Source organism: Gordonia sp. (in: high G+C Gram-positive bacteria), assembly GCF_049299075.1.
Classification (GTDB): Bacteria; Actinomycetota; Actinomycetes; order Mycobacteriales; family Mycobacteriaceae; genus Gordonia.
The window spans coordinates 1-15,158 of record NZ_JBAQWU010000001.1; the positions used below are offsets into that span (position 1 = coordinate 1).

Here is a 15,158-nt window from a genome sequence, read left to right on the forward strand (position 1 = left end):
GGGTCGGTGCGCCGGCGCCCCGCACCCCGGGGGCGCGCATCGCGGCCTGGCTGTTGCTGCTGGCCGTCGTCGGCTCGGTGGTCGTGCTGATCGCCTGGGGGGTGTCGAAAATTCCGGCGCTGATCGACTCGCTCAACGGGACCTAGCTTCTCGCTGACCCGAAGGCAACGCCGCGCCGCGAGGTTGTGGACGACGAGAGTTCTCCACAGGTTCGCGGCGTCGGCAATTCCGGTCCACCCGGAGTGCCGGTCATGCTCGACTCACCAACACTTCACGCAGGGAGTCAGCAATGTACGAAACATATTCGACGATCAGCGGCCGGGTGATCACCGATCCGCGCCTCAGCCAGACGCCGGCGCACGGCGATGTGGTCTCGCTTCGGGTGGCGTGCCATTCGCGCAAACAAGATCGGACTACCGGTGAATGGTCCGACGGTGCGACGCTCTACCTCACGGTCGTCTGCTGGCGGAGACTGGCCACTGTGGTGGCGCAGACGGTTCGACGGGGATCGTTACTCATCGCCCATGGCCAGCTTCGCACCAACGAGTACACCGGCGGCGACGGCAATAAGCGCTCGGATCTGGAAATGACCGCCGTCTCGCTCGGACTCGACCTGGCCCACCCGCAACCGGGTGCGCCGCTCGGCATCGATCTCGGCGCGGCCGAATCGGGGTCGGTGACTCAGATCACGCCGGAAGCGGTAGCGGGCTGAACTGCTGGTAGGCGCTGCGCGCGTGGGCCAGCATGGTCTGCCGGTGGTAGGCGTGGTGCTCGCGCAGCACCGCGCGGGTGCGGGCCATCACGTGCTGGCTCAGCGCACTGGCGCGGTGCAGTTGGCTCCGAATGAAGCTGGTGACGCGGTGCGCCCAGGCGAACTCGGTCGACAGGACCGCCAGGCCGAGGAACAATGTGACCCAGCCCGGCCCGGGGATCGGCAATGGAATCATCACCAGACCGGCGAGCATCATGATGGCGCCGACCACGCCGACGGCCAGCCGGTAGAGCTGGTTCAGCACCGGGAACTGCCGGATCGCGAACCGTTGCCGTCGATGCCAGATCTTCAGTCGTAGTCGCACAAGTCACTACGTTACGTCGTCGACCTGAGTATCGGGTGAGTACTCGCCGCTCTACACTGGGAGTCGTTTGGTCTTGACATCATTGAGAAGAGGTTGTGGCGTTGGCCGGCGAGTTCATTTACACCATGAAAAAGGTGCGCAAGGCGCACGGCGACAAGGTCATCCTCGATGACGTCACCATGTCGTTCTACCCGGGCGCCAAGATCGGCGTTGTCGGTCCGAACGGCGCAGGTAAGTCGTCGATCTTGAAGATCATGGCCGGGCTCGATCAGCCCAGCAACGGCGAGGCCTTCCTCGACCCCGATGCGACCGTCGGCATTCTGCTGCAGGAGCCGCCGCTCAACGAGGAAAAGAACGTCAAGGACAACGTCCTTGAGGGGATGGGCGAGATCGCGCTCAAGCTGGCGCGCTACAACGAGATCGCCGAGCTGATGGCGACCGACTACTCCGATGACCTCATGGAGGAGATGGGCAAGCTTCAGGAAGACCTGGACAACGCCGACGCCTGGGATCTGGACAGCCAGATTGAGCAGGCGATGGACGCGTTGCGTTGCCCGCCCGGCGACGCGGCGGTCACGCATCTGTCCGGTGGCGAACGCCGCCGCGTCGCTCTGTGCAAGCTGCTGCTGAGTAAGCCCGATCTGCTGCTCCTCGACGAGCCCACCAACCATCTGGATGCCGAGTCGGTGTTGTGGCTGGAGCAGTTCCTCGCGAACTATCCGGGCGCTGTCCTGGCCGTGACGCACGACCGGTACTTCCTCGATCACGTCGCGCAGTGGATCTGCGAGGTCGATCGTGGTCAGCTGCATCCGTACGAGGGTAATTACTCGACGTACCTGGAGAAAAAGGCTGAACGACTCTCCGTGCAGGGTAAGAAGGATCAGAAGCTGCAGAAGCGACTGAAAGAAGAACTTGCCTGGGTGCGGTCGGGTTCCAAAGCGCGCCAGACTAAGAACAAAGCCCGCCTGGCCCGCTATGACGAGATGGCGGCCGAAGCCGAGAAGCACCGCAAGCTCGACTTCGAGGAAATCCAGATCCCCACGCCGCCCCGCCTGGGCAATGTGGTCGTCGAGGTGGAGAACCTGACGAAGGGCTTCGACGGTCGAGTATTGATCGACGACCTGTCCTTCACCCTCCCGCGCAACGGCATTGTCGGCGTCATCGGTCCGAACGGTGTCGGCAAGACGACTCTGTTCAAGACCATCGTCGGACTGGAAGAGCCGGATTCGGGCGCCGTGCGCGTCGGCGAAACAGTGAAGCTCAGCTATGTCGACCAGAACCGTGCGAACATCGATCCGCGCAAGTCGGTGTGGGAGGTCGTGTCCGACGGTCTGGACTACATTGAGGTCGGCCAGAACGAGATGCCCTCACGTGCCTACCTGAGCGCCTTCGGTTTCAAGGGCGGCGACCAGCAGAAGCCATCGGAGGTGCTCTCCGGCGGTGAGCGCAACCGGCTGAATCTGGCGCTGACGCTGAAAGAGGGCGGCAACCTGATTCTGCTGGACGAACCGACCAACGACCTCGACGTCGAGACGCTGAGCTCGCTGGAAAATGCACTCGAACTGTTTCCTGGCTGCGCCGTCGTGATCTCGCACGACCGCTGGTTCCTCGACCGCACTTGTACCCACATCCTGGCGTGGGAGGGCAACGTCGAAGAAGCCAAGTGGTTCTGGTTCGAAGGCAACTTCGAAGCCTACGAAGCCAATAAGGTCGAGCGCCTCGGGGCTGACGCGGCGCGTCCGCATCGCGTGACGCATCGGAAGCTCACCCGCGACTGACCACGATGGAGGACGCTCAGATCGAGGCCTGGCACCAGCGGATCAACGTCGACGATCCGCTGGGCGCCAACTCGACCCGCTACTTGCTGCGTCTGGGGCAGCAGGGCCTGGACAACCACATGGCCACGTTTCAGGTTTCGGCCGACCCACCGGAGCGCTTCGCGGAGTTCCTGTACTGGCGGCCGCTCCGTGAGCTGATGGCCTTCTCGCTGCTGCGCTCGCCGTGCACCACCGACCGCACCAGCGCGCTGGTGCAGCAGTATCACTCGGACTTCGTGGTGGTCGGCACTCAACAACTGCCCGGCAGCGGTGCGGTGACCCAGGGCGGGCGAACTGTCGCGTACACGCACCCGCGGCACCTGGTCGTCGTCCGCAACGATGAACCGTTCACCCAGACCTCACACCAGATCGCTGACCTCGCCGGAATCTGGGTGCCGACCGAGTTACTGGGTATTGCACCGGGCGTGCGGTGGACCATGGGACCACTGGTGGATTCGTCCCCGCTGGCGCGGGCCACCGCCGCCTACGTCAACAGCTTCGCGAACGATCTGGCCGCACGACGCGCCGATATCAGCGGCGATCAAGAAGTGGCGTTTGCGAACCTGATCCGGGCGGTCCTGTCCACGCATCGCCCGGACAGCTTCCGTCCGACCGACAGCGATCTGTACATGCGGGAAATGACGAGGTCGATGATCGATCAGAACTTCCGTGACCCCGAATTCACCGCGGACTCGCTCGCCCAGTTGTTGTTCGTGAGCCGCCGCCACCTCTATCGCTACTTCGCTGGCACCGGTGTATCCCCGGCCAGGATGATCGTGCAACGACGGTTGGCCAATGCCAAGGTGCTCTTGGGCAGAAACCGGCAGTTGCCCCTCACCGCAGTGGCGGCGGCGTCCGGATTCGCCTCGACCGACACTCTCTCCAAGCGGTTCCGTGCTGAATTCGGCATGGCACCGAGCGAGTTCCGCAAGGAACTGACATGACGAACGGACTGTTTGAACGGATCGTGCCCACCGATCCGGCCGCTCCGACGGGCCCACCGGTACGCGAACGCTGGCTCGGTGCGGTGCATGCCCAACTGGTTCAGATGGGGCCGGGTACGGGTTACGGTGACTACTCGACGAACGTCCGCTTCGTACTTGCCGACACCACGATGCGCTTGACGGGTCCCGGATTCGCGCGGGACATCACCTGCGAGCCCGGTCTGGTCGTGGTGGTTCCGGCGCGTAGGTCATTCCGCTGGGTGGTCGCCGCGCCGACCCGGTTCAGCGTGCTGTCGGTTCCGACGGAGCGGTTCGATGCGACGGCTGGCCCTTATCCGCGTGCCGATCCGACCGTCTTACCGCCGACAGTGCTGAACCGCGCGGCGGCAGGGTTCTTGGAGCAACTCATCGGGGACCTCGTCGCCGGACGTGGGCGGATTGACGACGGTGCCGAGCACATCACGGTCGACTTGGTGCGGTCGATGCTCGAAGGCGCCCTCGGCGATGCGCCGGGAATGTGCCCCCCGCAGATTCACTCGGCCGTCCTAGACGTGATCAATAGAGACTTTGCTGACCCCTTGCTCTCGGCGGGGCTGATCGCCGACTCGATGGCGATGAGCCGTCGTCAGCTGTACCGGTACTACGAGGGCAATCGGGAAACCGTCAGCGATCTGATCGCGCGCCGGCGGCTGGAGCACGCGCGCATGTTGCTGGCCAGCCGCCCACTGATGGGCCTGGCGAGGGTGGCGACCGAATCGGGATTCACCTCGGTCGGCACCCTGCGCCGTCGATTCGTCGCCCGGTACGGAACGACGCCGCGGGAGTACCGAGTAGCGGTCTGTGCTGCCGGACCGGCGAATGCCGCAGACGGTGCAGTGTCGCGACCGGCCCGGCTCGTTCCGGCACGCCCGGTGACAGACGCATTCGAAGCAATCTGACTCTTTACCGACCAGTCACCCTTAGCCTTCATCGCAAGGAGGTTATGAATGCGCGACGACGGGTCGACCGAGACTGACACAGAATCCCTGCTTCCGGAGCCTTTGCTCGCGGAGGCGCTCCTGCGATACGGGGGTGATCGCCCCGGGCTGGCCAGACATCTGAAGGTCGCCAAGTATCGGCAGGCGGGGACCTTCACCGTGGCGGTGACACGGATCGCCGACGGTGACGGCCTGGAGATTATGGCCGTCGCTCAGGATGTGCCGCTGCTGGTCGAGTCGATCCTCACCGTCTTGGACGACTGCGGACTGACGGTCGCCGGTCTGAACCACCCCGTGCTGCCGGTGTCCCGCGACGCCGACGGAGCGTTGCTGGCGATCGGGGACGACGGCGTCGCGACGGTGGACGAATCGTGGATCAGTGTGCGCACCTTTGCGGCGAGCACAGGTGACCCCGCGGCGATCCGCGACGGTGTGGAGCGGGCATTCTCCCTCTTGATGGCGGTGCACCGCGATGCTGACGAGATTCGCCAGGTCCTGGCCGAACTTGCCGCTGCGGCGATCGCGCCGGAGCCCGAACGTAACGAGTACCGGCAGCTGATCGGTTGGCTCGGCGGTGGCGCCAACTTCCATCTCGTGGGCTATGCGCGGGGGGACGGCGGGCCTGGACTCGGTGTCTGGTCCGATCCGCAGACCATCCGGCTGCAGCCGCTCACGGAGGCGCCCGTGCGGCCGGTGATCGATCGGGCGTACCTGGAAACTGGTATCTTGCGCACGCGGTACCCGGTGGTAGTGCGGCTGCACGACGGCGTGCGGGAGCATCAGTTTGTCGGGACGTTCTCGCCGGTGGGCATTTACCAATCGGTGTGGGAGATACCGGTCGTCCGCACGAAGGTAGCTGACATCCTGAAAGCCCTTGGGCTGGAACAGGATTCCTACAGCGGACAGGCAGCGATCGAGCTGTTACAGACGTACCCGCTCTTCGGCGTCTTCGCGACACCGTCCGGCGAGATGGCGCGTCGCCTGCGCGGCCTGCTCACAGCGAACGTCGAGCGATCTGTGCGCTTCTATGCGCGGCGCTGCCACGACGGGCAGACGGTCAGCGCTATCGCCTTTCTGCCGCGCGACCGCTACTCGAGCACCACGCGCCAGCGCATCATCGCGTTCGCGCAGCGCGAGCTAGCGGGCTCCGATCCGGAGTTCGGCACCAGGCTCACAGATGGTCCGCTGGCGCAGCTGCAGGTGATGCTGCGGGTGCGCGGCGGGGCAGACGGGGCGGATTTGTCCATCGGCACCGTCGGGCATCGGCGATTGGAAGAACTGTTGGCCGAGGCGGTGCGCTCGTGGGACGACGATGTGCGCGCCCGCAGCGGTGCCGACTCCGCCGTCGCCGGGCTGCTGCCAGCTATCTCCAGTCGCTATCGGGAAGAACGCGACCCGGCCGGGGCCGCACGCGACCTCCCGCTCGTCGCCGGTCTGTCGGTGGGCGGCGTTCACGTGGACTTGCGGTGTCGCGACGGTCGCCCGTGGACCTTCACCTTCTATCTGGCTGGCCGCGACGCTGCGCTTACCGACGTGCTCCCGATGCTCGCCAGCCTGGGGCTGATCGTGCTGGACGAGCACCCCTACCGTGTCGACCGCGCCGACGGGTTAGGTGTCCGGATCTATGAGTTCGCCGTTCAGCCAGCCACCGAATCCGCGCCAACCGGGTTCGATGACAAGGAAGTGCGCGTGGCGGAAGCCTTCCGCCGCATGTGGACAGGTGACACCGAAACTGACTCGCTCAATCGGCTGGTACTCGCGGCCGGGCTCACCAGCGCCGAGGTCTCACTCCTGCGTACGTACGTGCGGTATTTGCGCCAGTGTGGCGTTGGCAGCAGTGTGACGCACTTCGCTGAGGTGCTGGCCGAGTATCGCGAGGTGGCGGGTGCGCTGACCGAGGTATTCCTGGCGTCCTTCGATCCGACGATGACCGACGCCGAGCGCACGAATCGGGCGACTGCGGCGGCGCAGAGGCTCGACGCGCACCTGGCCGACGTGCTCAGTCTGGATGCCGATCGCGTGTTGTCCGCACTGGCTGCAGTGATTCGGGCGACGTTGCGGACCAACTATTTCCGGCACGTCGATCCCGAATGCGCCGAGATCGACGGCGAGTTCTCCTCGACCCTCGCGGTCAAGATCGCCACTGCGGAACTGGCGCTGGCCCCGGCGCCGCGCCCACAGTACGAGATCTTTGTCCACGCGCCACGCGTGGAGGGCGTACACCTGCGCTTCGGCGGCGTCGCCCGCGGTGGATGTCGCTGGTCCGATCGGCGCGAAGACTTCCGTACCGAGGTTCTGGGCCTGGTCAAGGCGCAGGCGGTGAAGAATGCGGTGATCGTCCCGGCCGGTGCCAAAGGTGGTTTCGTCGTTCGCCAGCCACCAGCGGAGAATCTCCGCGAGGAGGGAATCGCATGCTATCGCGCCTATGTCGCCGCGCTGATCCAGCTCACCGACAATCGGGCGCCGGACGGGACTATCGTCCCACCGCGCGCGGTGGTGCGTCGGGACGGCGATGACCCGTACCTGGTGATGGCCGCCGATAAGGGCACCGCGAGCTTCTCCGACATCGCCAACGCGATTGCCGGGCACTACGGCTTCTGGCTCGGCGATGCCTTCGCCTCTGGCGGCTCGGTCGGGTACGACCACAAGGCGATGGGCATTACCGCCCGCGGCGCCTGGGAAGCGGTCAAGCGGCATTTCGCTGAACTGCGCATCGACGTGCAGACCGAGGAGTTCACCGCGGTAGGCGTTGGCGATATGAGCGGCGACGTCTTCGGAAACGGGATGCTGGCGTCTCCGTGCACCCGACTGGTCGCGGCCTTCGACCATCGGCACATCTTTGTGGACCCGACGCCGGACGCCGCGGTGGGCTACGCCGAGCGGGAGCGCCTGTTTGCGCTGCCGCGATCATCGTGGGCGGACTACCGCACCGGATTGATCAGTGCGGGCGGGGGCGTGTGGTCGCGAGAAGTGAAGTCGATTCCGGTCAGCGCGCAGGTGCGCGCCGCGCTCGGCCTGCCGGACGGTGTCACGGCACTGGCGCCGCCGGAACTGATCCGCGCGATCCTGCGCGCCCCGGTCGATCTGGTCTTTAACGGCGGCATCGGCACCTACATTCGAGCATCCGACGAACCCGATTCGGCGGTCGGCGACAAAGCCAACGATGCTGTCCGCGTCAGCGCGGACACCTTGCGTGCCCGCGTCGTCGGCGAGGGCGGCAACCTTGGGGTCACCGAACGGGGTCGCGTCGAAGCCGACCTGTGTGGTGTACGCATCAACACCGATGCGCTCGACAACTCGGCCGGCGTCGACTGCTCCGACCACGAGGTGAACATTAAGATTCTGCTCGACGCGCAGATCGGGGCGGGCACGCTCGCAGCGGCCGATCGGACTGCGCTCCTGGAGTCGATGACCGCGGAGGTGGCTGGTCTGGTTCTCGATGACAACATCGCCCAGAACGCGGCACTCGGATGCGCGCGGGCGACGGCAGACGACGACGCAGACCTGTACGCACGGGTACTTGCCCAGCTCGCCGCCGACGGTGTCGACTTGGCCCTGGAGACACTGCCCACCCCGGAGGCGTTGCTCGAACGACGTGACTCGGCCCTGCGGCGAGGCCTGACCAGCCCGGAACTTGCGACGGTGATGGCGCACGTCAAGCTCGATATGAAGGCTGAGCTGAACGGTACCGCGCTACTCGACGGTGACGTCTTTGATCCGCTCGTGCTCAACTATTTCCCGGAACCGTTGCACGCGCGCTTCGCCGACGGCATCGGTGTGCATCGTCTCCGCCGGGAGATCGGCGCGACAGCGTTGGTGAATCTGATCGTCGACGACGGTGGGATCACCTATCCGTTCCAGATGGCCGAGGCCACCACCGCGACTGCCGAAGACGTGGCACGCGCCTTCACCGCCACCAACGCGGTCTTCGGATTCAGCGAGCAGATAGCCCGACTCCGTGGTGCGGTGCGCGATGTAGCACTGCTCGATGCGATGACGCGGACTGAACGGATCCTGCTGGTCCGTGCTTCGCGATGGTTCCTGGAACATCGGCCGCAGCCGCTGCCGATCGCGGCGGAGGTGCGCCGCTATGCGCAGGTGCGCAGACTGACTCCGCTGATCGATGAATGGGCTCGGCCCACCATCGCCGAGGCCATCGACCGGGCGGCCGCGAGCTTCGTCGAACGGGGCGCCGATCCGGAGTTGGCGCGGTCGGTGGCAATGGCGCCGTACCGGCTGCATCTACTCGATGTCGCTGATCTGTCGGAAATTGCCGACCGCGATCAGGATGAGGTGGGGGATCTGGCGTTCGCGGTGCTCGAGCGGTTCGCCATCGACGAGCTGCTCGATGCCGTCGGCAAGCAGGACGGGGCGGACCGCTGGCATCTGCTCGCCAGGCTGGCGCTGCGCGACGACCTGCATTCGCTGGTCCGCGGTTTGACTCTGGCAATCCTGCAATTGTCCGAGCCGGAGGAGAGCGCCGCGGCCAAGATCGCCGACTGGGAGTCCGCGCGCAGTACGCAACTCGCGCGCGTGCGCGCCACCGTGAGTCAGGTGATGGCGGAGGAGACGCCGGGATTAGCCGGACTGACGGTGGCGGTGCGGGCGTTGCGGAGCGTGGTCTGACGGCTGCGTAGGGTGGGGTGAATGAGTGATCGTAGGCTTTTCGAAGGCTCAGGGCATCGCACCACGGAGGGTTATGTGGTGCAGGTGCCGGTGCGCTGGTCGGATATGGACGTCTTCGCGCACATCAATCATGCCCGGATGGTGACGCTCCTCGAAGAAGCCCGCATCCCCTGGCTGTTCTATGACGACAAGCCCACCCATCCGATGCGCACGGGCTGCCTGGTGGCCGATCTGCATGTGAAGTACCAAGGGCAGATCCGGCACGACGAGTCACCGATCTCAGTCACCATGTTCACTACCCGAGTGCGCGCCGTCGACTTCACCGTCGGCTACGAGGTGCGGCCGCATGGAGCCGCCCCCGGGAGCACGCCGGCCGTCGTTGCCACCACGCAATTGGTGTCCTTCGACATCGACACCCAACGTCCGCGCCGACTGCCGCCGACCGAGAAAGAGTACTTGCAGTCGTTTCTGCGCGAGTCGACCGGCCGATGACGGGCCTGCGGCTCGCGGCGGATTCCGACCGCGGCGATGTGGCAGCGTTCGTTGCGCGCGCGGCACGCATCGACGACTCCGGGGTGGTGCGGCTTAAGCAACGCGACGACGGCCGGGTCGGCCTGTGGGTGCGTACCGGCTTCGATATTCTCGCTACCCGGTCGGTATTCGGTGCGGTGGACCCGAGCGACGTCGTCGCCGACGCCAGCGTGCTGGCCGACTCGCTGGGACGCGGTGAGGATCCGGTCGGGCTCGGCTTCGCCCTCCCGGCCGCCTGGCGCGGGGCACTCCCGGGCAGTGTCGGCTTCGGCCACCTCGACGACATCCCGGCGCGGGAACTGATCTTGTTGGCGCGCAAAGGAACTCTCGTCGCCCGCGAGGAATCTGGGCCGCTGGGCACCGCTGGTTCACTGCTCGACCAGGAAGTGATCTCGGTGACCTCCGCGGAGGCTCCCGGCGAGGCGGCGGGCGTCCGCATGCGCGCGGTCTTCGCGCTGACCGGGATGGGCTTTATCCGGGATGCACGTGGCCGCGAGATCGGCGAAGACTCGCCGATCGAGGCGATCGCCGCGGACGAGCCGGTGCGCGTGCGGCGCTCCCCAGCGTGGATCCGCCTCGACGCCCGCTTCGGCTCGGTCTACGCGCGCCGCGACACACTGGGCCTGTCGGTGCGTTAGCCGCGTCCGGATTCAGACCAGCCAGGCGGCCGAATTCGGCGGGAGCATGCCGTTGACCATGGGGAGGCTAGTCAGCAGGATCTGGCCGTGCGGGAACGGCACCGGGCTGTCGGTGGCGTTGAGCGCGCAGATCAGACCGCCCGGCCGCCGGAAGGCCAGACAGCCCGCGGGGGCCTCGTACCAGTCGACGGCGTCGCCGCGGAGCTCCGGCCGCGCATACCGCAACTCGATCGCCTGCCGGTACAGCGACAGGGTGGAGTCGATGTCCTCCAGCTGGGTTTCCACTGTGAATCGGTCCCAGTCGTCGGGCATCGGCAGCCATGTGCTCTCGGCGGTGGAGAAACCGTACGGTGCCTGATCGCCCTCCCACGGCAGGGGGACGCGGCAGCCGTCACGGCCGCGCACGGTGCCGCCCGACCGGTGCCACACCGGATCGACCAGAGCCTCATCGGGCAAGTCCACATTGGGCAGGCCCAATTCGGCGCCCTGGTAGATAAAGACGGTGCCCGGCAGGGCCAGCTCGACCAGCGCCATAGCGCGGGCCCGGGCGATGCCGACGCCGAGGGCTCGCTCGGTCGCATGTGCCCGATCCTCGGCATCGTCAGGCAGCGTCGGGGCGTACCGTGTCACTTCCCGTTCGACGTCGTGATTCGACAGGGTCCAGGTGGGGGTGGCGCCGACGGCGTGCACCGCGGCGAGGGACTCGTCGATTGCCGCACGAATCGCCGTGGCCTCGAACCGGGCGCTGGCCAACCGGAAATTGAAGCCCAGGTGCAACTCGTCGGGGCGCACGTACTTGCCGAAGGCCGCTGGCGAATCCACCCAGATTTCGCCGACGTTCATCGTCCGCGGGTACTGGTCGGAGACGGCGCGGATACGGCGATGGATCTCATGGACGGCGTCGTTGTTGAAGCGCGGATCGTCGTCGGTGTGTTTGAGGACCACGGCCGGTCCCTGCAGGTCGGGCAGGCCATCGGCTTTGGCCATCCCGTGGGCGACGTCGATCCGGAAGCCGTCGATGCCGCGGTCGAGCCAGAAGCGCATAGTTTCTTCCAGATCGGCCATCACCTCCGGGTTCTCCCAGTTGAGGTCGGGCTGCGATGGGGCGAACAAGTGCAGGTACCACTCGCCGAGTTCACCGTCGGCCTCGCGCACGCGACTCCACGCTGGACCGCCGAAGACCGACGGCCAGTTGTTCGGGGGCAGGTCGCCGTGGTCACCGCGGCCGGGGCGGAAGATGTAGCGCTCACGTTCGGCGCTGCCCGGGCCAGCGCCCAGGGCGGCGGAGAACCAGGCGTGTTGGGAGCTGGTGTGATTGGGCACCAGGTCCATGGTGACCGCGATATCGCGCCCGTGCGCCTCGGCGATGAGCTCGTCGAAGGTGGCGAGGTCGCCGAACAGTGGGTCGATGTCGCGGGGGTCAGAGACGTCGTAGCCGTGATCGGCCATGGGGGACCGCATAATGGGGGACAGCCAGATGGCGTCGACACCCAGGAGCTCGAGGTACCCGAGCTTGTCGATTACGCCGGCCAGGTCGCCGACACCGTCACCGTTCAGGTCGGAAAACGACCGCGGGTAGATCTGATAGATGACCGCACCCCGCCACCAGTCGGCGTCGGGTCGCAGTAGCTCGTGGCCGCGGGCGGCCGGAGAAGTATCAGCACTCACGTGCGTATTCTTTCACACCACCGATCACATTGGGCTGTTCATCAGTGAGTGTGCGGCCTGGTGGAAGTACCGGGTGAGGCGCGCGCGGTGCTCATCGTCGAGCACGTCGGCCGGAATCGAACCCACCGCGATGTCCATGCAACGCAACCAGGCATCCCGCTGCAGGGGGCCGATCGTGTACGGCACATGCCGCATCCGCAGGCGCGGATGGCCGCGTTGATCGGAATAGGTGGTCGGGCCGCCCCAATACTGCTCGAGGAACATTGCCAGCCGGCGGGTGGCGCCAGTGAGATCTTCTTCGGGATACATCGGCAGTAGCAACTCGTCATTGCGGACTTCCGCGTAGAACCGTTCGGTGATCGCTCGGAAGGTCGCTTCGCCGCCGACTTCGTCGTAAAAGGTGCTCACCCACCCCATTGTTGCCCATCGCCGGAAGATCTACGACGCGCTGTAGGCCCTCTGCGCACGCGGCGCTCGCCGGTGGGTTAGATTAGAGACCGTAAAGGCGGCCCACATCCTGTGGGCTGGGTGCGTTCCGCCCCGCGGAACGCTCGTCGAAAGGCTGATAGTGGAAAGCTATATTGTGCCGATCGGTTTGACGGTGATCGTCCTCGTGCTGATCGCCGTCGCCGGCTGCGTAGTGTCGATGCTGTTCTCCTCGGGTATGAAGCGCCCGAAGTTGCCGGCATACTCGCTCGACCAGGAGTGGACGCTCGCGCCCGCCCTGTACAGCGCGACCGATATTGAGCCAATGGCTCTGCCGCGCCATTTCGATCCGTCGGATGTCGAAGGAGGGTACGCAAGTGGCAAGTGGTGACATCGTTCCGCAGCGCTCCGGGGTCGTCGACCTGGGCGGCATCTACAACGACGAGGGTCTGCCGATTGGCTCGTCCGTCACGGCCAGTGGCCGGATCTCGACAGCACTGTTCCCGGGCAATGTCATGGACACCCCGCCGTTCAGTCGCGACGAGTTGATTGCGCTCGACGAAGCTCTGCGTGACGCGAGCAACCTCGCCGAGGTGCGCTTCTCGACTTACATCGGCGACCTCGGTTCCGATGTGCACGCCGACGCCCGCGCCATCCTGGCCCGCTGCCCGGAGCCCGCGTACGCCGCGCTCATCGCGGTCTCGCCGAATACCCGCGACATCGCCGTGGTGTCCGGCAGCGAGGTTGCTGGCCGGATCAACGACCGCGTCGCCGAGTTGGGCGTGACGGCCGCCGTTCCGGCGTTCCGCGATAACCAGCTGATCGATGGTCTGGTCGCCGCGCTGCGCGTGATGGCCACCGCTGTCGCGCGGCCGTAGCCGCCAACCAGCACGGAATCATTACCCCGAACTGACAAAGATCCCCTGCCGGTAGTTACCGGCAGGGGATCTCTGTCTTTGTCGGTCGCCCGACTCAGTTCGCGTCAAACAGTCGGGCTGCCAGCGCCCGTTCGACTCCCGAACGGCCCTCGCGGATCAGTCGTTCCAGGGCGGGTGGGATGTCGCCGGGGGCCAGGAAGGCATCGGCGGCAGTCAACCCGGCCGCGCTGATCTCCCAGCCGGGATACAGGCCGACCACGACGGTCTGGGCGACTTCACTGGAGCGCCGGGCCCACAGTGCGCGCACCTGCGCGAAGTAGCGCTCGGTGAACGGCGTCAACAGCGCAGTCTGCCCGGGGCGGACAATGCCCTCGACCATGGACCGTACGGTCACATTGGCAACGGTGTCGTCATCGAACGCGGTGGCCCACGCGGCCTCCTTGGCCTCAGCCAGTGGGCGCGCGGCCCGGGCGGCCTCGGCGTGCCGGGCGCCGGCGGCAGTATTATCGCGCTGCGCCTCGGCGTCGATTACCTCGCTGCCGACCGCGCCAGCCGTGGCGAGTGCCTTGAGTAGCTTCCAACGCAGTTCGGTGTCGACGGTCAACCCCGGCAGGCCGACGGTCGCCGGATCGTCGCCATCGAAGACAGCGCGGACGAGCGGAAGCTGGTCGTCGTTGAGCGGACCGCCCAGCAGTGCACTGACGAAGGCGAGCTGATGATCGCTTCCGGCGGCGGCCGCACGGGCCAGTTCGAGCAAGCGTGCGGCGAAGGCCGCGCGTCCACCGTTGCCCGCCCACGCCGGGTCGGTGTATGTCTCGACTGCCGTGGCCGCCTGCAGCAGCACACGCTGCACCACTCCGACCTCTGACTCGGCGCCGATGCCTGCCGATACCAGAGCGACGAAGTCGCGGGCCCGCATCTCGGCCTGCCGGGTCATCTCCCAGGCGGCCGACCAGACCAGCGTGCGCGGCATCGAGTCGGCGATGTCGGCGACTCGGGCCGTGGCGACGGCGAGCGACTCGGGGTCCAAGCGGACCGAGGCATAAGTGAGGTCGTCGTCGTTAAGCAGGACCAACTGGCCGCGGGCTATCCCGGTCAATCCGGGTACCTCGGTCAGTGCACCGGCGATGTCGACTTCGACTTGATGGACGCGGACCAGCGTGCCGGTGGCCTGGGGATCGTCGTCGTAGATACCGATGCGCAGGCGATGGACGCGGGTCTCCCCGGCGCCGGGCGTGGCACCGGACTGACGGACGGCGAAGGCAGTGAAGCGGCCGTCATCGTCGACGGTGAATTCTGGGGTCAGCACGTTGATGCCGGTAGTTTTGAGCCACTGGTCGCCCCAGGTCGATAGATCGCGTCCGGAAGCGCGTTCCAACGCGCCGACGAGATCGGCGAAAGTGGCGTTACCGAAGCGGTGCGCACCGAAATACTCGCGCAGGCCGGTGAGGAACGGCTCGAGGCCGACGTAGGCGACGAGTTGTTTGAGCACCGACGCGCCCTTGGCGTAGGTGATGCCGTCGAAATTGACCTCGACATCGGCGAGGTCACGGATGGGAGCGACGATCGGGTGGGTC

13 protein-coding genes are annotated in these 15,158 nt (G+C 66.3%); 9 read left to right on the forward strand and 4 right to left on the reverse strand.

Annotated elements, in window-relative coordinates:
• Positions 1–289 precede the first annotated feature (289 nt).
• Entirely contained in the window at positions 290–712 is a 423-nt protein-coding gene (locus WAW85_RS00005) for a single-stranded DNA-binding protein (protein WP_422557630.1), read from the forward strand.
• Here the strand turns inward: WAW85_RS00005 and WAW85_RS00010 are convergent.
• Positions 687–1,076: a TIGR02611 family protein gene (locus tag WAW85_RS00010; protein WP_422557631.1), complete on the reverse strand. Its 390-nt coding sequence runs from the start codon at positions 1,074–1,076 to the stop codon at positions 687–689. The two genes, WAW85_RS00005 and WAW85_RS00010, sit on opposite strands and share 26 nt — an antisense overlap.
• A 101-nt stretch (positions 1,077–1,177) precedes the next feature.
• Here WAW85_RS00010 and ettA point away from each other — a divergent pair, with 101 nt between their 5' ends.
• From ettA to WAW85_RS00040, 6 genes are read left to right on the forward strand one after another with little or no spacing between them, the layout of a single operon-like run.
• Complete coding sequence (gene ettA, locus WAW85_RS00015; RefSeq protein ID WP_422557642.1) at positions 1,178–2,854, forward strand: energy-dependent translational throttle protein EttA; 1,677 nt, start codon at positions 1,178–1,180, stop codon at positions 2,852–2,854.
• Positions 2,855–2,859: 5 nt separating this feature from the next.
• Complete coding sequence (locus WAW85_RS00020) at positions 2,860–3,837, forward strand: AraC family transcriptional regulator (RefSeq protein ID WP_422557632.1); 978 nt, start codon at positions 2,860–2,862, stop codon at positions 3,835–3,837.
• The gene (locus WAW85_RS00025; protein WP_422557633.1) at positions 3,834–4,775 is read left to right on the forward strand and encodes a helix-turn-helix domain-containing protein; all 942 of its coding nucleotides are present in this window, start codon (positions 3,834–3,836) and stop codon (positions 4,773–4,775) included. The genes WAW85_RS00020 and WAW85_RS00025 overlap by 4 nt, the downstream gene beginning before the upstream one ends.
• A 48-nt stretch (positions 4,776–4,823) precedes the next feature.
• Positions 4,824–9,440, forward strand: coding sequence for an NAD-glutamate dehydrogenase domain-containing protein (locus tag WAW85_RS00030; RefSeq protein WP_422557634.1), 4,617 nt, complete (start codon positions 4,824–4,826; stop codon positions 9,438–9,440).
• A 21-nt stretch (positions 9,441–9,461) separates the two neighbouring features.
• Positions 9,462–9,932: an acyl-CoA thioesterase gene (locus WAW85_RS00035; protein WP_422557635.1), complete on the forward strand. Its 471-nt coding sequence runs from the start codon at positions 9,462–9,464 to the stop codon at positions 9,930–9,932.
• Positions 9,929–10,609 carry a hypothetical protein gene (locus tag WAW85_RS00040; protein WP_422557636.1) on the forward strand — a complete coding sequence of 227 codons (681 nt, stop codon included), beginning with the start codon at positions 9,929–9,931 and terminating at the stop codon, positions 10,607–10,609. The genes WAW85_RS00035 and WAW85_RS00040 overlap by 4 nt, the downstream gene beginning before the upstream one ends.
• Positions 10,610–10,621: 12 nt before the next feature.
• On the opposite strand, the gene WAW85_RS00045 is transcribed toward WAW85_RS00040, so the two are convergent.
• The gene (locus tag WAW85_RS00045; protein ID WP_422557637.1) at positions 10,622–12,277 is read right to left on the reverse strand and encodes an alpha-amylase family glycosyl hydrolase; all 1,656 of its coding nucleotides are present in this window, start codon (positions 12,275–12,277) and stop codon (positions 10,622–10,624) included.
• Positions 12,278–12,301: 24 nt separating this feature from the next.
• Positions 12,302–12,694, reverse strand: a complete 393-nt coding sequence (locus tag WAW85_RS00050) for a globin (protein ID WP_422557638.1) — start codon at positions 12,692–12,694, stop codon at positions 12,302–12,304.
• Positions 12,695–12,845: 151 nt separating this feature from the next.
• Between WAW85_RS00050 and WAW85_RS00055 the strand changes: the two genes are divergently transcribed.
• Together WAW85_RS00055 and WAW85_RS00060 are read left to right on the forward strand one after the other, a co-directional pair.
• Positions 12,846–13,094 carry a hypothetical protein gene (locus WAW85_RS00055; RefSeq protein ID WP_422557639.1) on the forward strand — a complete coding sequence of 83 codons (249 nt, stop codon included), beginning with the start codon at positions 12,846–12,848 and terminating at the stop codon, positions 13,092–13,094.
• Positions 13,081–13,581 carry a DUF5130 family protein gene (locus WAW85_RS00060; RefSeq protein ID WP_422557640.1) on the forward strand — a complete coding sequence of 167 codons (501 nt, stop codon included), beginning with the start codon at positions 13,081–13,083 and terminating at the stop codon, positions 13,579–13,581. Before WAW85_RS00055 ends, WAW85_RS00060 begins: the two co-directional genes overlap by 14 nt.
• 94 nt (positions 13,582–13,675) lie before the next feature.
• Here the strand turns inward: WAW85_RS00060 and WAW85_RS00065 are convergent.
• Positions 13,676–15,158, reverse strand: a 1,483-nt coding sequence (locus WAW85_RS00065) for an ERAP1-like C-terminal domain-containing protein (protein WP_422557641.1), incomplete at its 5' end; no start/stop codon positions are given.